The following is a 25,253-nucleotide window of genomic DNA, read 5'->3' on the forward strand; positions in this document are numbered from 1 at the left end:
GCGTCCCCGCCGCGCGCGGTGTGGAGGCAGGGCGCGGTGTGGAGGCAGGACCGCCTCCCATGCCGCCGAGTGCCCCCCAGGCCGGCCCCCCGCTGGCCGACTGGCTGCGACTGCCCCGCCCGGAGGCTGCACCGGGGATCTGGCGCTGCGGCTATGCACAGCCCTCGCCGGAGGACCCTGACCGCACGCCGGCCCGGCAGCTGGTGAGTGGGGCGGTCATCTCGTTCTTGATGGGGTGGCTGTTGTGGTCGCTGTTGTGGAATGGGTATTTGGGCAGCTATTGGCAATGGCCACTTGTCGCCCTCACGCCTGACTCCTGGAGGAAGGCGGATGGCAATCAGACGCTGTACATCTGGTCATCCTGGATCTACAACGGCGGCGTCTTCATTGGCCTCGCCGTCTTCTTCGGCCGCATCGGCCGCTGGGACGAACTGGCCCGCCGCACTTGGGCCCGATTGACCCGCGCCAAGTCGGGAACCGGCGGCTTTGTGCCGGACCAGATGGCGTCGGCCTCCGCACAGGCGCCGACGCCCGCGCCCCCTCCCCACCTCGACCCCGTCCAATGGCCCGAGTTGCGTGCCGGGGGCGCGGTGGAGGCGGCTGAGAGGCTGGCGGAGGAGTTGCGGGCCGGGAGGATGACGGACGTCGACCAGGCGCGGCTCGACAGGGCGTGGCAGGCGGTGCGGGCGAGGCCGCAGCGGCTGGAGGCGTTCGTGGCGAGCGTGCTCGCGGAAGGCGCGGCGGCGTGCGGGCATCCGTCGGGTGCCCGGGATCTGCCGGTGCGGGCTGCCCGGCACGATCTGTCGCTGCGCCAGGTCCGGATCGGAAGGGCGGCCGACTCCGAGCGCAATCCGCATGAGTACCGGGGCGCGGGTGTCGCGCTGGAGCCCTCGCTGCTCGGCACGTCGGCGCTGGCCGTGGGTCCGCCGGGGACGGGCAAGACGAGCAAGCTGGCGCGCCCGGTGGTGGAGTCGCTCTGTCTGCAGGCGCTGGCCGGGCAGGCGGCGGTGATCGCGGTGAGCCCGGCGGGCTCGCACTTCGTGCCCGACGACTCGTTCGACCTCGTCATCCGGCTCGGGCACCCCGGCTCCACGCACGACCTGGACCTCTACGGCGGTACGACCGACCCGGACGAGGCCGCGGGGATGCTCGCCGAGGCGCTGGTCGGCGATCTGACGGGGGCACTGCCGGGGGGCGATAGCCGCCGGGCAGCGACGTGTCTGGCCCAGCTGATCGGTCCGTTCGCCGCGGTGCACGGCCGGTTCCCGTCCGTCCCCGAGCTGCGCGAGCTGCTGGACGGCGCTCCCGGCGCCCTCGACGCGCTGCGGGACGACCTGCACGCCGACGGGCAGCAGGGGCAGCTTCGCGAGCTCGACGCCTTCGAGCGGCAGTCCGGGCGGGCTGGGGACATCGCGGCGCTGCTGGCGGACCGGATCGCACTGCTGGACCGCCCCGCGTTCGCGGACTTCTTCCATCCGGAGGGCAGCCCCAAGGCGGAGGGGCGGCGTCCGTTCTCGCTGCGTGCTCTCGAACATCCGTTGCGGGTCCGGATCGATCTTCCGGAGCGGGGGCACGCGGAGGCGTCCCGCATCCTGGCCCGGCTGATTCTCGCGCAGTTCACCGAGTGCGCGGTCGCGCGTGCGGATCAGTCGCTGTTCGCCTGTCTGGTGCTGGACGACGCCGCCCAGACCGTCACCCCGCAGGCGCTGCGCGGCCTTCAGCGGCTGCGCTCGGTGCACGCCGGCGTACTGCTGACTCTGCGGGCGCTCGACGACGTGCCCGAGCCGCTCCGCGGTCCGCTGCTGGGCGCCGTGGGCTGCCGGATGGTGTGCGCCGGGGTCACACCGTGGGACGCCGAGAGGTTCGCCGAGGTGTGGGGCACCGAGTGGGTGCAGACCCGTACCGTCACCAACCGGCAGCTGGTCTCGGACGAGCCCGTCACCCGCGTCCTGCACGCGGTGCGGCGGCTGGCGACCGGCAAGCATGTGACGGCCGAGTCGGTCACCGTGCGCACCGAGCAGCGGGAGCGCTGGTCGGCCTCCGACCTGGCCAACGAGCTGCAGCCGGAGCACGCGGTGCTGTCCGTCACAACGGTGCGCGGGGAACGTACGCCGCCGATCCTGACAAAGCTGGGGGAGTGACCCCCGGGCCCGGAACGGTGCCGGACGGTGCCGGATTTGTGAGGGACCGAATACCGGCCGACGGCTGTACGGTGAAGTGCGTTATGCCACCGACTCTTGCCACGCTCGTCCAGAACTCCGCGCTCCGCCTCTCCGTGCTCGCGGGGCACGACCGGCTGGACGCCGCCGTGCGCTGGGCGCACGCGAGCGAGCTCGCCGACCCGACGCCGTACATGGACGGCGGGGAGCTCATCCTCTTCACGGGCCTCAAGCTGGACGCGGACGACCCCGAGGCGATGCGTGCCTATGTGGACAAGCTGGTCGGCAAGGGCGTGATAGGGCTCGGGTTCGCGGCCGGCGTCAACTACGAGGGGGTGCCGCAGGCCCTCATCGACGCCTGCTGGGAAGGGAACCTCCCGCTGCTCGAGGTCCCCAGGCGCACCCCGTTCATCGCGATCAGCAAAGCCGTCTCCGCGGACATCGCCGCCGAGCAGTACCGCGCGGTGACCGCCGGGTTCGACGCGCAGCGCGAGATGACCCGCGCCGCGCTCTCCAGGGAGGGGCCCTCCGCGCTGCTCGCCCGGCTCGCCTCGCAGGTCGACGGGTGGGCCGCGCTCTACGATGCCTCCGGATCGGTCGTCGCCACAGCTCCGGCGTGGGCGGTGCGCCGTGCCGCCCGCTTCGTCGGTGACGCCGAGCGGCTGCGCGACCGGCCCGCGCCCGCCAGCGCCGTGGTCAGCGAGGCGGACGCCGGGGACGACCGCGTGGAGCTCCAGTCGATCGGCAGCGGCAGGCGTGCCAAGGCCGTGCTGGCGGTCGGTACGGCAGCACCGCTCGGTACGGCCGAGCGGTACGCCGTGAACTCGGCCATCGCCCTGCTGACCCTCACCATGGAGCGCTCCAGGGCCCTCCAGGAGGCCGAGCAGCGGCTGGGTGCGGCAGTGCTCAAGATGCTGCTCGTCGGCGAGGGCGACCACGCGCGTGCCGTGGCCGGACAGCTGTACGGCGGGCTCCTGGACGCCCCGATGCGGGTGATCGTCGCCGAACCGGCCTCGGCAGCTGCGGCTCGCTTCGCCCAGGAAGGCATCGCGGCGGTCCATACGGCGCAGGCGGCGCATTCGGCAGGCGCGCCCTCGGTGCCAGCCGCCGCCGGCGCGCGCCCCTCACCGCAGCCGCCCAGCGGCTATCTGGCCCGCGCGGGCGAGCCGTGCGGGCTGGCCGACCTCGCCGCGGGCAACGGTGCGCCCGCGACCGTCGCAACCGGGTCCGAGGCCATGGCGTCCGCCGGTCCGAAGCCGTCCGGCAAGCCCTCGGCCGGGTCGTCCGGCAAACCGGCTGCTTCCGGGAGGCAGCCCGCCAATCCGTCCGCTAATCCATCCGCGAATCCGTCCGCCAGGCCGTCCGCGGCGCAGCAGCCCGCCGCCAAGCTCCCGGCCCCGCAGTCGCCGTCCGCGTCCGCGAGGCCGGCTGCCGCGCAGACCTCCGCACCGCAGCCGTCGGGGGCCACGTCGGTCTCTCCCGCCAAGCCAGGGGTCTCCGCGACCTCCGGCGTGGTGGTCGGCGCGGGTGGCGGTGCGCCCACCGACGGCTCCGAGACGGGGCGGCTGAGCCGGATCGTCTGGCCGCTGGAAGAGCTCGCCGACGCCATCGAGACCGCTGCCGCGCGCAACGGTGAGGCGGTGCTCGTGGTGCCCGACGGCGCGCGGCTGGTCGTGCTCGCGTCGGACGGCGGCGCAGCCGTGGCCGCCTGCGGGGAGTTCGCCGCGACGGCGTCGGCCGCGCAGCCCGGCCGCCGTCCCGGCGGGGGCGGCGAGGAGGGCCTGGCGATCGGTGTCTCAGCGCCCGTGGGGCTGTCCGCCGCCGCCGTCGCCTTCAAGCAGGCCGACCAGGCGCTGTCCGTCGCCAGACGGCGCGGGGTGGCTCTGGTGGAACACGAGGACGTCGCGGCCGGTTCGGTCCTGCCGCTGCTGGCCGACGACGCGGTCCGCGCCTTCGCCGACGGACTGCTGCGCGCCCTGCGCGAGCACGACGCGAACGGCAGGGGCGATCTGGTGGCCTCCCTGCGGGCATGGCTCTCCCGGCACGGCCAGTGGGACGCGGCTGCCGCCGAGCTCGGTGTGCACCGCCACACGCTGCGGTACCGCATGCGCCGGGTGGAGGAGATCCTGGGCCGCTCCCTCGACGACCCGGACGTGCGCATGGAGCTCTGGCTGGCGCTGAAGGCCACCAGCTGAGGCCGTACAGCGACAATTCGTAGTACGCCGCCGCGCAAGTGCTACATCTCGTAAAAGAAACGGGCGGGCGTCCACGCCCTACCGTGGACGCTGGAACTGAGCCCCTCTCCCGCATCCGGAAGGCGATCCGCAGTGACGACAGCGACTTCTCCTCACGCATTCTGGCTCGCCGGCCGCAAGGCCACCGGCGACAGCACGCTCGATGTCACCTCGCCCTGGGACGGCAGGCACGTCGGCACCGTCAGCATCCCCACGTCGGACCAGGTGGAGGAAGCCGTGGCCGCCGCCACCGCGGTCGCCGACGAGTTCTCCGCCACTCCAGCGCACGTCCGCGCGGCGGCGCTCGACCACGTCATGCGCCGCCTCGTGGAGCGTACGGACGAGATCGCCGAGCTGATCTCGGCGGAGAACGGCAAGCCCATGAAGTGGGCGCGCGGTGAGGTCGGCCGCTGCATCTCCGTCTTCCGCTGGGCGACCGAGGAGGCCCGCCGCTTCAACGGGGGCGAGGCGCAGCGCCTCGACTCGGACGCGGGCGGCACCGGCAGGCTCGCCTTCACCCGCCGCTTCCCCTACGGCCCCGTGCTGGGTATCGCACCGTTCAACTTCCCGCTCAACCTGTGCGCCCACAAGGTCGCCCCGGCGCTCGCCGTCGGCACCCCGATCATCCTCAAGCCCGCGCCCGCCACCCCGCTGTCCGGGCTCATCCTGGGTGAGCTGCTGGCCGAGACGGACCTGCCGGCCGGCTCGTGGTCGGTGCTCCCGGTGCCGAACGACCAGATGCCGGGCCTGGTGCAGGACGAGCGGCTGCCGATCATCTCCTTCACGGGTTCCGCGCCCGTCGGCTGGTCCATCCTGGACTCCGCGCCGCGCAAGCGCGTCACTCTCGAACTGGGCGGCAACGGCGCGGCTGTCGTGCTGGCCGACTACTCGTCCGAGGCGGACCTGGACTGGGCCGCCCAGCGGATCGCCACCTTCTCCAACTACCAGGCGGGCCAGTCCTGCATCTCCGTGCAGCGGGTCGTCGCGGACGCCTCGGTCTACGACCGTCTGGTGCCCAAGGTCGTGGCAGCCGTGGAAGCACTCAACACCGGTGACCCCTCCGACGAGTCCACCGATGTGGGCCCCCTGGTGAGCGAGGACGCGGCACGCCGCGTCGAGTCCTGGATCGGCGAGGCCGTGGCCGCCGGCGCCAAGGTGCTCACGGGCGGCAAGCGGGACGGTGCGACGGTGGAGCCGACGGTGCTGGAGAACGTCCCCGGCCACACGCAGATCGGCTGCGAGGAGGTCTTCGGGCCCGTCATGTCGTTCGTGAAGGTGAACGGCGAGCAGGAGGCGTTCGCGGCCGTCAACGACTCCAAGTACGGCCTCCAGGCCGGTCTGTTCACCCACGACGTGCAGGCTGCCTTCCGTGCGCACCGCGCGCTGGAGGTCGGCGGTGTGGTCGTCGGCGACGTACCGTCCTACCGCGCCGACCAGATGCCCTACGGCGGCGTCAAGGACTCCGGCGTGGGCCGCGAGGGTGTGCGGTTCGCGATGGAGGACTACACCTACGAGCGCGTCATGGTGCTCACCGGCCTCGACCTCTGACCCCTTTCCCTGGCCACTTCCGCGCCCGCTCCTTCCCCCTTCGGAGCGCGCACTGCTGCCGGGCGCCCCGCACAGCGCACTGCTGTCGGGTGCCCGGCAGTGGTGTTTTGCAGCGGGGTTTTCCGACTGCGCTGCCACTGGCCCGACTGCGCTGCTACTGGAGGGCCACCACTGGACGGGCTCACTCTGGATCTGTGTACCTACCGGTATGTACAGTACGGGCATGAGCGGTACGGACACGGCCCACAAGTTGATCGAGGCCACCCAGGAGCTCCTCTGGGAGCGTGGTTACGTGGGGACGAGCCCCCGGGCCATCCAGCAGCGGGCCGGAGCCGGCCAGGGCAGCATGTACCACCACTTCGGCGGCAAGCCGGACCTGGCGCGGGCCGCGGTGCGCAAGAGCGCGCAGGAGATGCGTGCGGCAGCCGAAGCGGACCTCTCGCGCGAGGGGAGCGCCCGGGAACGCGTACGCGCCTATCTGGGGCGGGAACGGTCGGTGCTGCGCGGCTGCCGGATCGGCGGTCTCGCCCAGGACCCGGACGTGGTCGCCGACCCCGAGCTGCGCGCCCCTTTGCAGGAGACCTTCGAGTGGCTGCGCGCCCGGCTGACGGAAGTGCTGGCGGAAGGGCGGGCGAACGGCGAGTTCGGGCCGGCCTTCGACCCCGCCGGTACGGCCGCCACGATCGTCGCCGTCGTACAGGGCGGCTACGTGCTCGCCCGCTCGGCGGGGGACCCCGGACCGTTCCATGAGGCGCTCGACGGCCTGCTGCGGCTGCTGGACTGTCAAGCCGCCGAACCCGGCACCCGCTCGTGACCCGCCAGGACGGCGGAGCCGCCCCGGCCGTACGTACCGTCGAGGGGGACCTGCCCGGCGCCGAGCTGGGCGTCTGCGACGCGCACGATCATCTGTTCCTGCGCAGCCCTCGGCTGCCCGGCCAGGAGCTGGCCGACGCCGGCGCCGCCGAGCGGCAGTTGCGCGCATTCGCCGAGCACGGTGGACGCAGCTTCGTGCAGTGGACGCCCTACGGGCTGGGCCGCCACTCCGGAGCACTGGTGGAACTGGCCCGGCGCACCGGGGTCCGGATCGTGGCCGCGACCGGGTTGCACCAGGCCCAGCACTACACCGAGGAGCCGCCGTCCGACCCGGCGGAGCTGTTCGTCCAGGAGCTGACCTGCGGGATACGCGGCGGCGTCTGCGGCGAGTCGCCCCGTGCGGGCCTGATCAAGGTGGCGGGCGACTTCCACGGGCTCGGCCCTTACGCACGGCGGACCATGACGGCCGCGGCCGAGGCCCACCATGCCACTGGTGCGCCCATCGCCGTACACCTGGAACTGGGCACAGGTGCGACGGACGTACTGGAGCTCCTGTGCGCGCAGCAGGAAGTTCCGCCTTCCAGCGTGCTGTTGGGACACCTGGGGCGCTGTCCGGATGTGCGGATGCAGCGCGAGGCGGCACGGTCCGGAGCCTGGCTGGTTTTCGACGGACCGTCGCGCACTCATCACGCCACTGACTGGCGCCTTTTCGACAGTCTCGCCGACCTGTTGGAGCAGGGCTATGGCGATCAGCTGCTGCTGGGCGGCGACACGGTCACGGCCACGGCCCGAGCCGAGACCGGGGTGCCGTATGTGAGCCGCGTACTGCGCCCCCGTGTCGCCCGGGAGCTGGGCGTGACGACGGGGCAACAGCTCTTCGTGGACAACCCGGCGCGCGCCTTCGCCACCCATTGGAAGAGCTGAGTACGGCAGCCCGGATCCCCAGGAGTGACCCGGCACCGTTCCTGGAAGCCGACAAGGAAGCGGCCGACTGAAGCTCAACCCCGCAACAGCGCAGCCGGCACGACAGTGCATGCCCGAGCCACTCGACAAGCGAGGAACCAACCGATGTTCGCTTTCGCGCAGTTCAGCGATATCCACCTCGGCCAGGACCGGGGCGACGGCGGTGCACGTGCCCGCGAGCGCACCGAACGCGTGCTCGCCTACCTCGCCGGCCTGCCCGGCGAACTCGACGCCGTCCTGCTCACCGGGGACATCGCCGACCACGGTGAGGAAGCCGAATACACGCTGGCGGCAAAGCTTTTCGCCGACCATGGGGTGCTTCCGCTGATCTGTCCGGGCAACCACGACGCACGCGGCCCCTACCGCTCCGTGCTGCTGAACGGTGACGCCTTGGATGTCTCGCCGGTCAACCAAGCACACCAACTGCTGGGTGCCACCTTCTTGATGTGTGACTCCAGCGTGCCGGGCAAGGGGCACGGCTACCTCGACGACGCCACTCTCACGTGGCTCGACCAGGCACTGGCCAAGGCGCCTGGCGACAAGCCAGCGTTCGTCTGCTTCCACCACCCCCCGGTTGCGCTGCACGGCCAGTACGTCGACCCCATCCGGCAGTTCGGCGAGGAGCGGCTGGCGGAGGTCGTCGGCCGGTACGGCAATGTGGCGGGGCTGTTGTGCGGGCACAGCCACACCCCCGCGGTCACCACCTTCGCGGGCCTGCCGCTGGTCGCCGCGCCGGGTGTGGTCTCCACCCTGAAGATGCCCTGGGAGGGCGAGGAGGGCGGGCCCATCGACTACGAACTGCCGCCGATGATCGCCTTCCACATCCACGACGACGAGGGCAGGCTGACGACCCACTTCCGCGCGGTCCCCTGATTCACGCCAACGGCCCCTGCGCCCCGCTTCGCGTCAGGACGCCTGCCCGGGCCACCGGCCCTCTGCCTGACCCGCCAACTCACCCTTGCTCGCTGTTCGGGCGCACTACAGTGCCTTGAAGAACGCGATTCCGAGGTACTCGTGTGCGGTCCGTAGCCGGATACGCAGGGGAGGTGGGCCATGCGCCCGCGCGAGGAGTGGCAGCGGCGACGGATCGGCCGCACCCTCACTGTTGTGGTGGCGGTCGTCGCGCTGCTGCTGTCGCTCGTCACCGTGGTGCTGATGCTCAGCGGTCATTAGGCGGCTGCGAACAGCGCCACGCCCTGAGGCTGCTTTCTGCGGCCACGGTCCCCCTGCCCGTGACCTGCCCCCGTCCCCCGGGCGTGGCGCTCTTCCTGAGGTCCGAAGTTACGCCGCTCCCGCCCCCCAGTCGTCACCGTAGGGCGGTAAGTGGAGGCTGTCCTTCTGCGGTAGCCGGCCGGCGGCGTCGTACCACAGCGGTAGAAAGCGGTCGTCCCACACAGCGCGTCCGGTGGATGAGCGCGCTGCCGGGGGATGGCTACGCTGCGACGATGCGGAGCACGACGGTCTGGACCCGACTGCGCCACAGAGCTGAGCGCGTGCCGGCCTGGGCGTACGACAGCGCCATCGCGCTCGCCATCACGGCCGTCAGCCTCCTCCTGGGCAACGACCGCGTCCCGGCGGGCTGGTCGGGCCTGGACGGCCTGGGGGTGGCGCTGACCTGCGCGGTGAATCTGCCGCTGGTGGCCCGCAGGCGTGTTCCGTTCGCGCTGTGCGTGGGTGTCTGCGCTGTATGGACGGTGTATGTCGCGCTCGACTACTGGCCCGTCGTCAACACTCTCGGCCCCCTCCTCGCGCTCTACACAGTCGCGTCCATGCGCCCGCTGCGCGAGGCGGCGCTGGGCGCGTTGCTGCTCGCGGCAGTGTGGAACTTCGCGGGGACGACGGGCGAGGAGAGCTCCTGGGCCACCGTGCTGGGCCAGAGCGTGCTCTACACCTGCGTCATCTGCGGCTTCGGCCATCTGGCGCGCAAGTCGGCACAGCGCAATGTGGAGCTGGCCCGGCTGACCGGCCAGTTGCGCCGCGAACGGGCTGGTGCGGAGCGGCGCGCGGTTGCCGAGGAGCGGGTCCGGATCGCCCGCGAACTGCACGATGTGGTGGCGCACCATATGTCGGTGATATCCGTGCAGGCGGGACTGGCGGGCTACGTCTTCGACGCCGACCCGCAGACCGCACGCGGCGCGCTCGGCACCATAGCCGACACCTCCACCGAGGCACTGGCCGAACTCCGCCGCCTGCTGGCCGTGTTGCGGGTGGAGGGCGGCGACCGGCCCGGAGACGGCGGCCCGCAGCTCGTCCAGGGCAGCGCGGACCAGGAGGAGTTCGGTCCGGCCCCCGGGCTCGACCAGCTGCCCGAACTGGCCGACCGGGTACGCGGCGCAGGCGTGCCCGTACAGTTCACCGTCACCGGCGAGCCCCGCCCCCTCGCACCCGGCGCAGGCCAGTGCGCCTACCGCGTCGTCCAGGAAGCGCTCACCAATGTGCTCAAGCACGCCTACCCCGCCCAGGCAGCCGTCACGGTCGCCTACGAGCCCCGGCAGCTGACGGTGACCGTCGCTGACGACGGACGGGGCAGCTCGGGCGGCGGGCAAGACCGCTCCCGGGCCCCAGCGCCGCCGGGCACCGGCCCGCCCCCTCCGGGAGGGCACGGCTTGATTGGGATGCGGGAGCGCGCCAGGATCTACGGGGGCCGGCTGGACGCCGGGCCACGGGCGAGCGGCGGATTCGAGGTGCGGCTGATCCTCCCCGCCTGACGGCACAGAGGGGACACGGACGGTGACGACCAGGGTGCTCGTCGTCGATGACCAGGTGCTCATCAGGGCGGGCGTCGCCGCGCTGCTGCGTGCCGCACCGCAGATGGAGGTCGTCGGCGAGGCGTCCGACGGGGACGAGGCCGTCCAACTCGCCGCCGAGCAGCGGCCCGACGTCATCCTCATGGACATCAGGATGCCCGGGACCAGCGGTATCGTCGCCACCGAGCAGATCATGGCGGCGGGCCCCGACCCCCGCCCCCGCATCCTGGTGCTGACCACGTTCGACCTGGACGAGTACGTCTACGCGGCGCTGCGTGCCGGGGCGTGCGGCTTTCTGCTCAAGGACACCGGGCCGCAGCGGCTGCTGGCAGCCATTGCGGCCGTCGCGGAGGGTGACACCCTCTTCTCGCCGAGCGTCACCCGCCGCCTCATCGAGGCGTACGCGCCGCAGCCGGACCCCGCCACCCCGCCGCCCGAGACGCTGGACGTGCTCACCAGCCGGGAGCTGGACGTGCTCCGCCTGGTGGCTGGCGGGCTGTCCAACCCCGAGATCGCCGAGACGCTGGTGATCAGCGAGTCGACCGTCAAGACGCACCTCAACCGCACGATGGCCAAGCTGGACATCGGCAGCCGCGCACAGGCCGTCGTCCTCGCCTACGAGACGGGCCTGGTCACACCGGGCAGCCGCTAGCGCGCCCCGAAGGGCACGAGGAACTGCGCGCGCAACCCCACCTCACCCGCGGACTGCGGGAGCCGGACAGAGGCAACCCCTGCCCAGCGCCGGGGCGAGACGGTGCTTCTCGTGCGCGGCGTCTGGTACGACCGGGAGGAATCGGGTACATACGACCGAGTAGCACCCGTCGGTAGTCAGTACCCCTCATGGGTGACTCCGTACAGCAGCCAGCAGCCAGCAGCCAGCAGCCAGCAGCCAGCAGCCAGCAATCCGCACCGCGTATCCGCCTCCACACCGTTCCGAGGTGAGCGAGATGACCGTCTCCGAGCGTGAAGCACGCGAAGTCGCCGAGGCAGCCCGAGAGAAGGACTGGCGCAAGCCCAGCTTCGCCAAGGAGCTGTTCCTGGGCCGCTTCCGCCTCGACCTCATCCACCCGCACCCGGAGCCGACGGCAGAGGACGTCGCGCGCGGCGAGGAATTCCTGGCCAGGCTCCGCGACTTCGCCGAGGCCAAGATCGACGGTGCGCTGATCGAACGCGAGTCCCGTATCCCGGACGAGGTGCTCACCGGCCTCAAGGAGCTCGGCGCGCTCGGTATGAAGGTCGGCACCGAGTACGGCGGTCTGGGCCTCACCCAGGTCTACTACAACAAGGCGCTGGCGCTGGTCAGCTCCGCCAGCCCGGCCGTCGGCGCGCTGCTGTCCGCGCACCAGTCCATCGGCGTACCGCAGCCGGTGAAACTGTTCGGCAGCCAGGAGCAGAAGGACGCGTTCCTGCCCCGCTGTGCGCGCAGCGACATCTCCGCGTTCCTGCTGACCGAGCCCGACGTCGGCTCCGACCCGGCGAGGCTGGCCACCACGGCTGTGCCGGAGGGGGACACGTATCTGCTCGACGGGGTGAAGCTGTGGACCACCAATGGGGTGGTCGCCGATCTCCTGGTCGTCATGGCGCGCGTCCCCAGGCCCGCCGCCGACGATCCGCGCCGCGCAGAGGGCCACAAGGGCGGCATCACGGCCTTCGTCGTCGAGGCCGGCTCCGAGGGCATCACCGTCGAGAACCGCAACGCCTTCATGGGGCTGCGCGGCATCGAGAACGGCGTCACCCGCTTCCACCGGGTGCGGGTACCGGCCGCGAACCGGATCGGGCCCGAGGGCGCCGGTCTGAAGATCGCGCTGACCACCCTCAACACCGGCCGGCTGTCGCTGCCCGCCACCTGCGTCGGCTCCGGCAAGTGGTGTCTGAAGATCGCCCGCGAGTGGTCGCAGGCCCGCGTCCAGTGGGGCAGGCCGGTGGCGAAGCACGAGGCGGTCGGCAGCAAGATCTCCTTCATCGCGGCGACGACGTTCGCACTGGAGGCAGTGGTCGACCTGTCCTCGCAGATGGCCGACGAGGACCGCAACGACATCCGGATCGAGGCGGCGCTCGCCAAGCTGTTCGGCAGCGAGATGGCCTGGAGGATGGCGGACGATCTGGTGCAGATCCGCGGCGGCCGGGGTTTCGAGACCGCCGAGTCGCTCGCGGCACGCGGCGAACGAGGCGTCCCTGCCGAGCAGCTGCTGCGCGATCTGCGGATCAACCGCATCTTCGAGGGCTCGACGGAGATCATGCATCTGCTGATCGCCCGCGAGGCGGTGGACGCGCATCTGTCGGTCGCCGGAGACCTCATCGATCCGGACAAGACCCTCGCGGACAAGCGCAAGGCGGCGCTGGCCGCGGGTACGTTCTACGCCAAGTGGCTGCCCAAACTGGTCGCGGGCCCCGGCCGGCTGCCGCGTACGTACGCCGAGTTCGGCATCCTCGCCGGGCATCTGCGCTACGTCGAACGTACGGCGCGCAAACTGGCCCGCTCCACCTTCTACGCCATGTCCAGGTGGCAGGGCCGGATGGAGACCAAGCAGGGCTTCCTCGGCCGCATCGTGGACATCGGGGCAGAGCTGTTCGCGATGAGCGCTGCCTGCGTACGGGCGGAGAAGCTGCGGCGTGAGGGGGCCGACGGGCAGGCAGCGCACCAGTTGGCCGACGTGTTCTGCCGGCAGTCACGCCTCCGTGTCGAGGAGCTGTTCGGGCGGCTGTGGAGCAACACCGACGACCTCGACAACAAGGTTGTCCGTGAGGTGCTGGACGGCTCCTACACCTGGCTGGAAGAGGGTGTGATCGACGCGTCCACCGAGGGCCCCTGGATCGCCGACGCCACCCCGGGGCCGGCCAAGAAGGAGAACGTGCACCGCCGCATCCCCTGATCCGCAGTTCCCCGCTCCCGCCGAGGGACCACCGGCGCCCCTGCCCAGCACCGGGCGCCCGCCCTAGAGTTGGGGCGTGAGCGAGCAGACGCGCAACACCGTCGACGGGCAGGTCAGCACCGGCGCCATCGTCCAGGCGGCCAGCATCGGAGCCGTGCACCACCACACGCACGCGGCACCGCAGCAGCCCACGGCACCTCCGGTGCAACTGCCCGTCGAAGCGGCGTACTTCGAGGACCGGGACACCGAACGGGCCGACATCGCACGGGCACTGGTGCAGCGCCGTGGGCGCTCCGATGTGGTGCGGCCGCTGGTCGTGGCCGTAAGTGGGATCGGCGGTGTCGGCAAGAGCGCACTGGGGCTCCGTCTGGCGCACGAGACCTACCGCGAGCGCGGGTGCGGCGCCCTGTACGTCGACCTGGACGACGTACGCCGGGAGGGGGCCGTGGCTCCCGGGGACGTGCTGGCGGTACTGCTGCGCGGGCTGGGCGTGTACGAGCCGTGGCTGGCCAAGGACTTCGCCGGGCGCCGCCGCCAGTACGAGCAGCACACCACGGACCGGGAACTCGTCGTCGTCCTCGACAACGTGGCCTACACCAGCGAGGTCGAGCCCCTGCTGCCCGTCTCCTCCGAGAGCGTCGCCATCGTCATCAGCCGCAGGCGTCTGGACGGCCTGCTGGGCGCGCTGGAGGTGCCGCTCGGCCCGCTGCCCGGCCAGGCGGCGGAAGGGCTGCTGCACTCCGTTCTGGAGGGCACCCGCCCGGCGGGCGGTCCGGGGACGGTCGCCGAAATCGCCCGGCTGTGCGGCGGACTGCCCGCGGCGCTGCACGTCGCCGGCCGCTATCTGCGCACCCATCGGCGCAGGCCGCCCGAGCGGCTGGTGGCCGCGCTGCGGACCGAACTCGACGAGGAGGGGCTGCCCGTGGTCGAAGCCGTGTGGGACGCCGCCTACCGGGAGCTGAGCGCGCCCGCGGCCCGCCTCTACCGGCTGCTCGCCGAGCACCCGGGGCCGACCTTCACCGCTGCGTCGGCTGCCGCGCTGCTCGGTACCACCGACCCGGACACCGTCTACGACGCACTGGGCGAACTGGAGGACGCCAACCTGGTCGCCGTCTGGCAGCGGGAGGGGGAGGGCGACGGCGCAGCAGAGCGGCTGCGCATGCACGATCTGTTGCGTGCCCACGCCCAACGCCGCGCACGCGACGACAGCGACCCGGCGGAGGCGGCAGCAGCCGTGCGCCGGGTGGTGCGCTGGTACCGGCGGCAGCTGCAAGAGGCCGACAAGCTGCTCACCGGCTCCCGCATGCGGTTCGCCACGGCTGTGCTCCCGCTGCCGTACGCACCGGATGTGGCTTTCGGCGACAGGGCGGAGGCGGCACGCTGGATGCGCGCCGAGGAGTCGGCACTGTACGCGTGCGTGCACCTGGCCCGTGGCCATGGCGAAAGGGGCGATCCGGAGAGCGACGCCGACGCCTGGGGCCTGTGTGAGTCCCTGTGGACCCACTTCAAGGACCACCAGCACCACGCCGAGGCCATCGACGCCTTCCGCGCGGGGCTCGCGGCGGCGCAGCGGGCCGAGAACCTTGCCGCGCAGGCCAGGATGCGCTGTCAACTGGCCAACGCCCTGTGGGAGGTGGGCGACCTGGCGGAGGCCCGCACCATGATGGACCACGCGGTGGAAGCCGCGGCAGCATTGCCGGGGGAGCCCAAACTCCGCGCCTCCACGCTCGAATTCCGCGGACTGCTGCACCGTGCGGAGGGCGATCTGGCGAGCGCCGTGGAGCAGTTCACGGCATCCCGCCGCATCCATGAAGAGATCCCCAACCCTTATGGCGTCCTGTTGCAGAGCTATCTGCTCGGCAAGACGCTCATCGACCAGGGCGACCCGCAGGGCGCGGCAGAGGAGCTGGAGCGTGCCCACGACATGGCTGTTGAGCAGGACCGCGAACGGATGATCGGGCGCACGGCCTACGAGCTCGCCCGTGCTCTGTGCCGGCTGGACGCCGCCTCCGATGACGCCCGCGTAGGGGCGCTCTACGAGCGGGCCCTCGCCAGCGCCCGCACCCGTGGCGCCGACCACGACGAGGCCGCCGCCCTGCATGCGCTGGCCGATTTCGCCGAGGCGGGTGAGGACGAGACGGCCGCGGCGCACCGTGCGCGGGCCCTCGCCATCGAGGCCCGCGCGGGTGGGGTTGTGGAGCGCGGTTAGTTGTGAAGCGCGGTTAGGGGCCCGGCGGTCGGGTTCCGGCGAGGGGGTGCCCCTGGCTGTGGTCTGCGGACTGCGGGTTGGTTGTGGCTGGTGGGGGTACCCCCTGCTCGAAGAGCTTGGGGGAGCAGTTCCCCGCGCCCCTTCGGGCGCGTCTGCGGCGCTTGAGGCCAAGCCCTAGCCTGGCCCAGCCCCTGCGTCCGGCAGGGGCTGCAGCACCGCCACCACACGCCGGCCGCCCACCTCGCACCGCACCCGCTGCCCGGCGGGCACGGCCGCGCGCCGCTTGACGAGCCATATGTGCACCCCGCACAGCGCCGCCACCGGATCGACCCCAGCAGGCGCGGACTCCAGCCGCATGTCCAGCAGCCCGCCGTCCCGCACCCGCAGCACACACCGGTCCTCCGCGAGTACTGCGGCAGCCGTACGGCACCCCGGGTACGCCGCGAGCACACCGGCGCTCCACTCGCGTACCGAAGCCGTGGCAGCGTGCCCGTCCCAGTGCCGGTACAGCAGCCCCGCGCTCTGCACATGGCGCAGCCCCGCCCAGTCCTCCTTGGCCGCCAGATGGTCGCCGACGCGGCCCGAAACGGGGCGCCGCACAACCCGCACCATGTCCCCTGCGCCGTTCGCGTCCCCGCCGGGGTCCGCGTCCACCTCGCCGTCCAGGGCGAAGACCGACGGAGCGGGCGACCGCCGCGCCACCTCGGTCGGCAGCGGCAGCGGCTCCGGTTCCGGGGGCACCGGGGGCGGGGCGAGGTCCAACAGTGCGTAGAGGCGCCTGCGCAGCTCTCCCACCGCGTTCCCCTGCCGCGCGAAGGCGTCCGCCGCCACCGCGCGCACGGACTCCGGCCGGTGCTCCGCCAGCACGCGTTCGAGCAGACGTACGTACGGCGCCTGCTCGTCCAGCCGCGGCGCCGCCTCCAGCAGCCGGGCCATGGGTGTGCCGGGCAGCAGCTCGCTCCCGCCGTCGTAGGCGCCCAGCACGGGGAGGCCGAGTGCCGCCGCGTACAGCGCTGTTGAGCCGTGGTCGGTGATGACGCAGTCCGCTGCGACCAGCAGCGCCGCCCACTCCTCGTACGGGGAGGGCAGCAGCACCCCGGCCTTCCGCTCGGGGGTGAGGTCCAGTCCGAGCCCGAATCTCCCCTTGTACGCATGCTCGTTCGGGTGCAGCACCAGCGCCGTCTGGTAGGCGTCGTACGGCAGTTCCGTCGCCAGCCGCAGCGGCAGTCCGGGGCGGCGCGTCAGCAGCGACTCCGGGCCCCAGGTGGAAAGGGTCACCACCAGCTTCCGCCGGCCGGTCCGCAGGGCGTGCCGGTAGCGGTCCCGGCGCGGTTGCGACTCCAGGAGCCGGTCGAGTGTCGGGTCACCGACGACGGCGGCGGGCACGGCGGCGCGCGGTGAGTGCGCGGCCAGCCGTTCGAGCTGGCCTGGGTGGGCGAGGGCGTGCAGTCGGGCGAGCGGGGCGCCGTCGGGGCGCAGCAACTGGTCGGGGTGGAGCCCGTTGGCCGCGTCGCCCTCCGGCTGGGCCGGCGCGCCGTCGCCGGGCTCGTCCGGCAGGGCGGGCATCCGCTTGCTGAAGCCCGCGCCGTGCGGCAGCAGCGTCAGCGGCCCGCGCAGCCGGTGCAGTTCACCGCGCGCCGAGGCGGCCAGTATCAGCGCGAAGGACCGCTGGGTGGCCTCTTCCCAGGGCAGCTGCAGCGCCCGCAGCCCGTCGAGCGGGGCCAGGGCGTCGGCTTCGAACTCCGAGCCGGGCACGAGCGTGACGTGGAGCCGGATCCGCCGGTCGCCGGCGAGGGCCGGTGCGGCGTCGAGGAGACGGTGCAACGTGGTCGCCGTCCTGACCACGAACAGCACGCTCCGGGCTTCCGGGAACAGCACGCTCCGGGCTTCCGGCTTCCGGCTTCCGGCTTCCGGCTCCCGGCTCCCGGCTCCCGGCTCCCGGCTCCCGGCTCCCGGCCAAATCGTCAAGTTTAGTTGGTTCGACGCGTCCTGGGGTGCCACTTCGCTGACGGAGCTGACTGAGCGGCAGCCTGTTCTGATCGCGCGGCGGCATGGGCGTGATCGTACTCGGCAGGGAAGAGGCCATTGGCAGGCCATCAGCAGAACATCGGCACGACACCAGGCGATCCCGGCAGCGCGCCGGAAGGCCCACCGCTGCCCTCCCGCGCGCCCCTCACCCGCGCACCGGTCTCCGCGTGCACCCGGCCTCGCACCCGGTGCGCTGTCCGGCCGGGTCCGGGGAGCGGACACAATGGGGGCATGACCGACTCCCTCGCTGACCCGCATCTGCGCTACTCCGGCACTGGGTCTCCGGAGCACTCCGGCAACGGCAGTGGCCCGGCAGCGCCGCAGACGGGTGCACCGCGCGACATCGTGATCCTCGGCTCCACAGGTTCGATCGGCACACAGGCCGTCGATGTCGTGCTGCAGAACCCCGGCCGTTTCCGGGTCACCGCGCTGGCCGCCTCGGGCGGCCGGGTCGAGCTGCTGGCCGAGCAGGCACGCCGGCTCCGGGTGCGCACAGTGGCCGTCGCCCGCGAGGAGACCGTGCCCGCGCTGCGTACGGCGCTGCGCGAGGCGTACGGCGCCGGAGAGCCGCTGCCCGAGGTGCTGGCGGGCCCGGAGGCCGCGACGGAACTGGCCGCCTCCCCGTGCCACACCGTGCTCAACGGCATCACCGGCTCCATCGGACTGGCCCCGACCCTGGCAGCGCTGAAGGCGGGCCGGGTGCTGGCGCTGGCCAACAAGGAGTCGCTGATCGTCGGCGGGCCCCTGGTCAAGGAGGTGGCCGCGCCCGGCCAGATCGTGCCCGTCGACTCGGAGCACTCCGCGCTCTTCCAGGCCCTCATGGGCGGCACCCGCGCCGAGGTGCGCAAGCTGCTGGTCACCGCCTCGGGCGGCCCGTTCCGCGGCCGGAGCAGAGCCGAGCTCGCCGACGTCACCCCGCAGCAGGCGCTGGCCCACCCCACCTGGGACATGGGCCCCGTCATCACCATCAACTCGGCCACCCTGGTCAACAAGGGGCTGGAGGTCATCGAGGCGCATCTGCTCTACGACATCCCCTTCGACCGCATCAAGGTGGTGGTCCATCCGCAGTCGGCCGTCCACTCGATGGTGGAGTTCACGGACGGCTCGACCCTTGCCCAGTGCGGCCCCCCTGACATGCGGCTGCCGATCGCGCTCGGCCTCGGCTGGCCCGAGCGGGTGCCGGACTCCGGACCGGTCTTCTCCTGGACCGAGGCGATGTCCTGGGACTTCTACCCGCTGGACGAAGAGGCGTTCCCTTCCGTCCCGCTGGCCTGCCATGTGGGCGCGCTGGGCGGTACGGCCCCCGCCGTCTTCAACGCCGCGAACGAGGAGTGCGTCGAGGCGTTCATGGCCGGAACGCTGCCGTTCACAGGCATCGTGGATACGGTTGCCGCTGTGGTCGAAGAGCACGGCACACCGAACGGAACCGGGCTGACCCTTCCCGATGTCCTGGCCGCAGAGAGCTGGGCGCGCGCCCGCGCCCGTGAACTGGCGGCACGTTCCGCCACAGCAACAGCGGAGGCCCGCGCATGACGGCGTTCATGACCATCCTCGGCATAGTCGTCTTCGTCGTCGGCCTGCTGTTCTCCATCGCCTGGCACGAACTGGGCCACTTCTCGACGGCCAAGATGTTCGGCGTACGGGTGCCGCAGTTCATGGTGGGTTTCGGCCCCACTCTGTGGTCCAAGCGCAAGGGCGAGACGGAGTACGGCATCAAGGCGGTGCCGCTCGGCGGCTACATCCGCATGATCGGCATGTTCCCGCCCGGCGACGACGGCGCCGTACGGCAGCGCTCCTCCTCGCCGTTCCGCGGCATGATCGAGGACGCCCGCGCAGCCGCGTACGAGGAGCTCCAGCCCGGTGACGAGCACCGGATGCTCTATACGCGCAAGCCGTGGAAGCGCGTCATCGTGATGTTCGCCGGGCCGTTCATGAACCTGGTGCTGGCCGTGGTGATCTTTCTGACGGTGCTGATGACCTTCGGTATCAACACCCAGACCACCACCGTCTCCACGGTCTCGGAGTGTGTGATCCCCGCCTCGGCGCAGACCGACAAGTGCCCCAAGGGCGCCAAGGACTCCCCGGCAAAGGCGGCCGGCCTCGAGCCGGGTGACAAGATCGTCGCCTTCGACGGACAGCGGGTCGCGGACTGGGGCGCTCTCCAGCAGCACATCCGCGACACCACGGGCCCCGCCGCCATCACGGTGGAGCGGGACGGCGCCCGGCGCACGCTGCACGCCGACCTGATCAAGAACAAGGTCGCCAAGTCCGACGGCCGCGGCAGCTATGTCCCCGACGAGTACGTGACGGCCGGTTTCCTCGGCTTCACCCCGGCCAGCGGCATCGTGGAGCAGTCCTTCCCGCAGGCCGTGGACCGGATGGGCGACATGATGGCCAACGGCGTCGAGGCCCTGGTCAACCTGCCGAGCAAGGTGCCCGACCTGTGGAACGCGGCCTTCGACGGCGCCGAGCGCAAGCAGGACTCGCCGATGGGCGTGGTGGGCGCCGCCAGGGTGGGCGGCGAGGTCTTCTCGCTCGACATCCCGCCGAGCCAGCGGGTGGCGACCATGCTCTTCCTGGTCGCGGGCTTCAATCTGAGCCTGTTCCTGTTCAACATGCTGCCGCTGCTCCCGCTGGACGGAGGACACATCGCCGGCGCCGTGTGGGAGTCGCTGCGGCGAAATCTGGCCAAGGTTTTCCGGCGCCCCGACCCCGGCCCCTTCGACGTGGCCAAGCTGATGCCCGTCGCCTATGTGGTGGCCGGTATCTTCCTGTGCTTCACCCTTCTGGTGCTGGTGGCCGACGTGGTGAATCCGGTCAGACTCACCGGCTGACCGGCGGCTTGTTCTGGCCCCTGACGCCCGTGCGATTTCGCACGGGCGTCACCATTTGCCGCATTCTCCAGGGAACGATGTGCTCCGCACGAGGCCGGTGCCGTAATCTCGGGACACGGGAGCCCGTCGAACCCGGGACTTGAACGACACCGTTGGGGTTGCACGCTGATGACAGCGATTTCGCTCGGAATGCCGGATGTTCCGGCCAAGCTCGCCGACCGCAGGGTCAGCCGGAAGATCCAGGTAGGAACGGTCGCAGTCGGTGGCGACGCGCCCGTGTCCGTGCAGTCCATGACCACGACCCGCACCTCGGACATCGGCTCGACGCTTCAGCAGATCGCCGAGCTGACGGCGTCCGGCTGCCAGATCGTCCGCGTGGCGTGTCCCACCCAGGACGACGCTGACGCGCTCGCCACGATCGCCCGCAAGTCGCAGATCCCGGTGATCGCCGACATCCACTTCCAGCCGAAGTACGTCTTCCAGGCCATCGACGCCGGCTGCGCCGCCGTCCGCGTCAACCCCGGCAACATCAAGCAGTTCGACGACAAGGTCAAGGAGATCGCCGCCGCGGCCTCCGCCGCCGGCACCCCGATCCGGATCGGCGTCAACGCGGGCTCGCTGGACAAGCGGCTGCTGGAGAAGTACGGCAAGGCCACCCCCGAGGCGCTGGTCGAGTCCGCGCTGTGGGAGTGCTCGCTCTTCGAGGAGCACGGCTTCCGCGACATCAAGATCTCGGTCAAGCACAACGACCCGGTCGTGATGGTCAACGCCTACCGGCTGCTGGCCCAGCGCTGCGACTACCCGCTGCACCTCGGCGTCACCGAGGCCGGGCCCGCCTTCCAGGGCACCATCAAGTCGGCCGTCGCTTTCGGCGCCCTGCTCAGCGAGGGCATCGGCGACACCATCCGGGTCTCCCTCTCGGCGCCGCCCGCCGAGGAGGTCAAGGTCGGCATCCAGATCCTGGAGTCCCTCGGTCTGCGCCAGCGCGGCCTGGAGATCGTCTCCTGCCCCTCCTGCGGCCGCGCCCAGGTGGACGTCTACAAGCTCGCCGACGAGGTCACCGCCGGACTGGACGGCATGGACGTCCCGCTGCGCGTGGCCGTCATGGGCTGTGTCGTCAACGGCCCCGGCGAGGCCCGCGAGGCCGACCTGGGTGTCGCCTCCGGCAACGGCAAGGGACAGATCTTCGTCAAGGGCGAGGTCATCAAGACCGTCCCCGAGTCCAAGATCGTCGAGACCCTCATCGACGAGGCCATGAAGATCGCCGAGCAGATGGAGAAGGACGGGATCGCCTCCGGCGAGCCGGTGGTGACGGCAGCGGGCTGACCGCCCCCTGACGGCCGACTGCTCGCCCACCCTCCCGCAGGCCGGCAATCCCGCACTCCAGCAACCCTGCAGACCAGCACTCCAGCAACCGCCGCGCGGCCCCGCAAGGCCGCGCGGCGGCGGCATTCTGTGCGCACAGGTACAGTGCCAGCAGATCGTTCCCTACGCCCACGGGCCGCACGGTGAGGCACCGAGACGTTGTTGACCACCACTTCCACCAGGGTCGTCGAACCGGCCGAGCTCGAGGACGCGCTCGCCGTTCTGCGCCGGGAGCCGGTCAACAACGCGTTCGTCGCGGCCCGCGTGCGCAGCTCCGGGCTCGACCCCTGGCGCCTCGGCGGCGAGATGTGGGGCTGGTACCAGGACGGCCGGCTGGAAGCCCTCTGCTACAACGGAGCCAACCTCGTCCCCCTGTGCGCCGGCCCCGAGGCCGTACGCGCGTTCGCCGAGCGGGCCCGCCGCCAGGGCCGCCGCTGCTCGTCCATCGTCGGCCCCGCAGGCCCGACGGCGGCGCTGTGGGCGCACCTGGAGCCGCACTGGGGGCCGCCCAGGGAGGTGCGGCCCCACCAGCCGCTGCTGGTCACCGACCGGATGCCGGCAGAGGTCGCGCCCGACCCACTGGTGCGCCGGGTCGCCAAGAGCGAGATGGAGCTGGTGCTGCCCGCCTGCGTGGCGATGTTCACCGAGGAGGTAGGCGTCTCCCCGCTGTCCGGCGACGGCGGACTCGTCTACCAGGCCCGGGTCGCCGAGCTCGTCAGCACCGGGCGCTCCTTCGCGCGTATCGAGGGCGGCCGCGTCGTCTTCAAGGCGGAGATCGGCGCCGCCACCCCCTACGCCTGCCAGATCCAGGGCGTCTGGGTGGCCCCCGAGCGGCGCGGCGAGGGCCTGTCGGAGACCGGTATGGCCGCCGTCATCGACTACGCGCTGCGCGAGGTCTCCCCGGTGGTGAGCCTCTACGTCAACGACTACAACGCCCCCGCGCGCGCCGCCTATCGCCGCGTCGGCTTCCGCGAGGTCGGCGCGTTCATGAGCGTCCTTTTCTGACCGGCCGCCCGCGGACTGCCCGTGCTGCGCCGCCTCTTCGCGTGGACACGGCCGAGGAAGTAGCCTCCCGGCCATGCCGCACACAGCCGGGGGACAGCTCCCGGATCCCCGGAGAGTGGTCACCGGCCCGCTCGACCTCGCAGCCCGCGTCGACGAGGCGCTCGCCGTCCAGGCGGTCGCCTTCGGCCTGACGGACGAGGAGATCGGCGTACGACGGCACATCGTGCTGCGCCATATGACCTCCCCAGGCGCCCGCGCACTGGGTGCCACCACCGAGGAGGGCCGCCTCGTCGGGTTCATCTACGGAATGCCCAACGACCGCTCCCAGTGGTGGTCCACGGTGGTCGAGCCGTATCTGCGCCAGCAGGGCAACGAGGACTGGCTGGAGGACACCTTCGTGATCACCGAGCTGCATGTGCACCCCGCCTTCCAGCGCCGCGGCATCGGACGCGAGTTGATCACCCACCTCACCGACGCGGCCACCGAGCCCCGCTCCCTCCTCTCGGCGCTCGACTTCGACAGCCCGGCTCGCGCCCTCTACCGCCGCCTCGGCTACCGCGACCTGGCCCGCCGGGTCCAGTTCCCGAGCGCTCCGCAGCCTTATGTGGTGATGGGGGCCTGGTTGCCGTTGGCGCGGGGGTGAGGCGGCGGCTGCGGCGGTGACATCTCGTTTCCGTGCTGCCGGTGCGGGCCGATAGGCTCCGCATCGACGTGTTCCGTCACTCATCGCCAGTTCATCCCGAGCAGGAGTCCCCCATGGCAGCCCGTGTCCAGCGTTTGTCCAGGTCGATGCTGAAGACGCTGCGTGACGACCCGGCCGACGCGGAGACGCTCAGCCACAAGCTGCTGGTCCGCGCCGGTTATGTGCGCCGTACCGCCGCCGGGATCTGGACGTGGCTCCCGCTGGGCAAGCAGGTGCTGGAGAACGTCACCCGCATCGTCCGCGAGGAGATGGACGCCATCGGCGGCCAGGAGGTGCTGCTTCCGGCACTGCTGCCCAAGGAGCCCTACGAGGTCTCGGGGCGCTACGAGGAGTACGGCGATCTGCTCTTCCGCCTCAAGGACCGCAAGGGCGGCGAGTACCTCCTGGGCCCCACCCACGAGGAGATCTTCACGCAGGTCGTCAAGGACCAGTGCACCTCGTACAAGGACCTCCCGGTCATCGTCTACCAGATCCAGACCAAGTACCGGGACGAGGCCCGCCCGCGCTCCGGCATTCTGCGGGGCCGCGAGTTCACGATGAAGGACTCCTACTCCTTCGACGTCTCGGACGAGGCACTGGCCGAGTCCTACGCCGCGCACCGCGTCGCCTACCAGCGCATTTTCGAGCGTCTTGGGCTGGACTACCGCATCGTCTCGGCCGTCTCCGGCGCCATGGGCGGCTCGGCCTCCGAGGAGTTCCTGGCTCCCGCCGCGGCCGGCGAGGACACATATGTGCAGTGCCCGCAGTGCGGCTACGCGGCGAACACCGAGGCCGTCTCGGTCACCGTGCCGCCGTCCTCCACCGAGGGCCACGGTCCGGTGGAGAAGCTGGACACCCCGGACACCCCCACCATCGAGACGCTCGCCGAGCACCTGGGCGTGCCCGCTTCGGCGACGCTGAAGAACCTGCTGGTCAAGGTGGACGGCGAGATCACCGCGGTCGGTGTCCCCGGCGACCGCGAGGTGGACCTGGGCAAGCTCGCCGAGCAGCTGGCGCCCGCGACGGTCGAGCTGGTCACAGCGGAGGACTTCGAGGGCCGCGGCGACCTGGTCCGCGGCTATGTGGGCCCGCAGGGCGGCATGGCGGGCAAGGCGTTCCGCTACCTCGCCGACCCGCGGGTGGCCCCCGGCACCTCGTGGATCACCGGCGCCAACGAGGCGGGCAAGCACGCCCGCAATGTGGTGTGCGGCCGGGACTTCGAGGTCGACCAGTACCTCGACGTCGTCGTTGTCGAGCCGGGCGACCCCTGCCCCAAGTGCGGCACCGGCATCGAGCTGGACCGCGCCATCGAGATCGGCCACATCTTCCAGCTGGGCCGCAAGTACGCCAATGCGTTCGAGCTGGACGTGCTCGGCCAGGACGGCAAGCCCGTGCGCGTCACCATGGGCTCCTACGGCATCGGAGTCTCCCGCGCCGTTGCGGCGCTCGCCGAGCAGCACGCCGACGAACACGGCCTGTACTGGCCCCGCGAGGTCGCCCCCGCCGATGTGCACGTGGTCGCGGCGGGCAAGGCGCAGCAGACCGAGGCGGCACTGGAGATCGCGGACCGGCTCGGCGCGGCAGGTGTGCGGGTGCTGGTGGACGACCGTACGAGCGTCTCGCCGGGCGTGAAGTTCACCGACGCCGAGCTGATCGGCGTGCCGACCATCCTGATCGCCGGACGGGGCATCAAGGACGGTCGCGTCGAGCTGAAGGACCGGCGTACGGGCGAGCGCGAGGAGCTGCCGATCGACGAGGCGGTGGCCCGGCTCACCCAGGGCTGAGTGCCGATA

General features: G+C 71.7%; 17 protein-coding genes. 16 read left to right on the plus strand and 1 reads right to left on the minus strand.

Annotated elements, in window-relative coordinates:
* Window positions 1-59: 59 nt before the first annotated feature.
* From ITI46_RS11945 to ITI46_RS35805, 10 genes are all read left to right on the plus strand, one after another.
* Window positions 60-2,141, plus strand: coding sequence for a type IV secretory system conjugative DNA transfer family protein (locus tag ITI46_RS11945; RefSeq protein ID WP_209239495.1), 2,082 nt, complete (start codon window positions 60-62; stop codon window positions 2,139-2,141).
* An 83-nt stretch (window positions 2,142-2,224) separates the two neighbouring features.
* Window positions 2,225-4,354 (plus strand): PucR family transcriptional regulator, encoded by a 2,130-nt coding sequence (locus ITI46_RS11950; RefSeq protein WP_209239469.1) that lies wholly within the window; start codon window positions 2,225-2,227, stop codon window positions 4,352-4,354.
* Between the two features lie 132 nt (window positions 4,355-4,486).
* Complete coding sequence (locus ITI46_RS11955) at window positions 4,487-5,941, plus strand: aldehyde dehydrogenase family protein (RefSeq protein ID WP_209239470.1); 1,455 nt, start codon at window positions 4,487-4,489, stop codon at window positions 5,939-5,941.
* 223 nt (window positions 5,942-6,164) lie between these two features.
* The gene (locus ITI46_RS11960; RefSeq protein WP_247745844.1) at window positions 6,165-6,755 is read left to right on the plus strand and encodes a TetR/AcrR family transcriptional regulator; all 591 of its coding nucleotides are present in this window, start codon (window positions 6,165-6,167) and stop codon (window positions 6,753-6,755) included.
* A complete protein-coding gene (locus ITI46_RS11965; RefSeq protein WP_209239472.1) occupies window positions 6,752-7,678 on the plus strand; it encodes a phosphotriesterase family protein in 927 nt (308 codons plus the stop codon). Before ITI46_RS11960 ends, ITI46_RS11965 begins: the two co-directional genes overlap by 4 nt.
* Before the next feature lie 144 nt (window positions 7,679-7,822).
* Complete coding sequence (locus ITI46_RS11970; protein WP_209239473.1) at window positions 7,823-8,590, plus strand: metallophosphoesterase; 768 nt, start codon at window positions 7,823-7,825, stop codon at window positions 8,588-8,590.
* A 572-nt stretch (window positions 8,591-9,162) separates the two neighbouring features.
* Window positions 9,163-10,425, plus strand: a complete 1,263-nt coding sequence (locus ITI46_RS11975) for a sensor histidine kinase (RefSeq protein ID WP_209239474.1) — start codon at window positions 9,163-9,165, stop codon at window positions 10,423-10,425.
* A gap of 22 nt (window positions 10,426-10,447) precedes the next feature.
* On the plus strand, window positions 10,448-11,116 hold the full coding sequence (locus ITI46_RS11980) for a response regulator (RefSeq protein ID WP_209239475.1): 669 nt from the start codon (window positions 10,448-10,450) through the stop codon (window positions 11,114-11,116).
* Window positions 11,117-11,411: 295 nt separating this feature from the next.
* Window positions 11,412-13,337, plus strand: a complete 1,926-nt coding sequence (locus ITI46_RS11985; RefSeq protein ID WP_209239496.1) for an acyl-CoA dehydrogenase family protein — start codon at window positions 11,412-11,414, stop codon at window positions 13,335-13,337.
* A gap of 76 nt (window positions 13,338-13,413) precedes the next feature.
* Complete coding sequence (locus ITI46_RS35805) at window positions 13,414-15,546, plus strand: tetratricopeptide repeat protein (protein ID WP_209239476.1); 2,133 nt, start codon at window positions 13,414-13,416, stop codon at window positions 15,544-15,546.
* Between the two features lie 174 nt (window positions 15,547-15,720).
* Here the strand turns inward: ITI46_RS35805 and ITI46_RS11995 are convergent, their stop codons facing one another.
* Window positions 15,721-17,424: a translation initiation factor 2 gene (locus ITI46_RS11995; protein ID WP_307808143.1), complete on the minus strand. Its 1,704-nt coding sequence runs from the start codon at window positions 17,422-17,424 to the stop codon at window positions 15,721-15,723.
* Window positions 17,425-17,805: 381 nt separating this feature from the next.
* On the opposite strand from ITI46_RS11995, the gene dxr reads away from it, so the two are divergent.
* The 6 genes from dxr (at window position 17,806) to ITI46_RS12025 (ending at window position 25,244) form a co-directional block, all read left to right on the plus strand.
* Window positions 17,806-19,107 (plus strand): 1-deoxy-D-xylulose-5-phosphate reductoisomerase, encoded by a 1,302-nt coding sequence (gene dxr, locus ITI46_RS12000; protein WP_209239477.1) that lies wholly within the window; start codon window positions 17,806-17,808, stop codon window positions 19,105-19,107.
* Window positions 19,104-20,408, plus strand: a complete 1,305-nt coding sequence (locus tag ITI46_RS12005) for a M50 family metallopeptidase (RefSeq protein WP_209239478.1) — start codon at window positions 19,104-19,106, stop codon at window positions 20,406-20,408. Before dxr ends, ITI46_RS12005 begins: the two co-directional genes overlap by 4 nt.
* Before the next feature lie 168 nt (window positions 20,409-20,576).
* On the plus strand, window positions 20,577-21,734 hold the full coding sequence (ispG, locus tag ITI46_RS12010; protein ID WP_209239479.1) for a flavodoxin-dependent (E)-4-hydroxy-3-methylbut-2-enyl-diphosphate synthase: 1,158 nt from the start codon (window positions 20,577-20,579) through the stop codon (window positions 21,732-21,734).
* Window positions 21,735-21,932: 198 nt separating this feature from the next.
* Window positions 21,933-22,778 (plus strand): GNAT family N-acetyltransferase, encoded by an 846-nt coding sequence (locus tag ITI46_RS12015; RefSeq protein ID WP_209239480.1) that lies wholly within the window; start codon window positions 21,933-21,935, stop codon window positions 22,776-22,778.
* A 73-nt stretch (window positions 22,779-22,851) separates the two neighbouring features.
* Complete coding sequence (locus ITI46_RS12020) at window positions 22,852-23,421, plus strand: GNAT family N-acetyltransferase (RefSeq protein ID WP_209239481.1); 570 nt, start codon at window positions 22,852-22,854, stop codon at window positions 23,419-23,421.
* Between the two features lie 113 nt (window positions 23,422-23,534).
* On the plus strand, window positions 23,535-25,244 hold the full coding sequence (locus ITI46_RS12025; protein ID WP_209239482.1) for a proline--tRNA ligase: 1,710 nt from the start codon (window positions 23,535-23,537) through the stop codon (window positions 25,242-25,244).
* Window positions 25,245-25,253 lie beyond the last annotated feature (9 nt).

The organism is Streptomyces oryzae (assembly GCF_017676365.1).
Lineage (GTDB): Bacteria > Actinomycetota > Actinomycetes > Streptomycetales > Streptomycetaceae > Streptomyces > Streptomyces oryzae.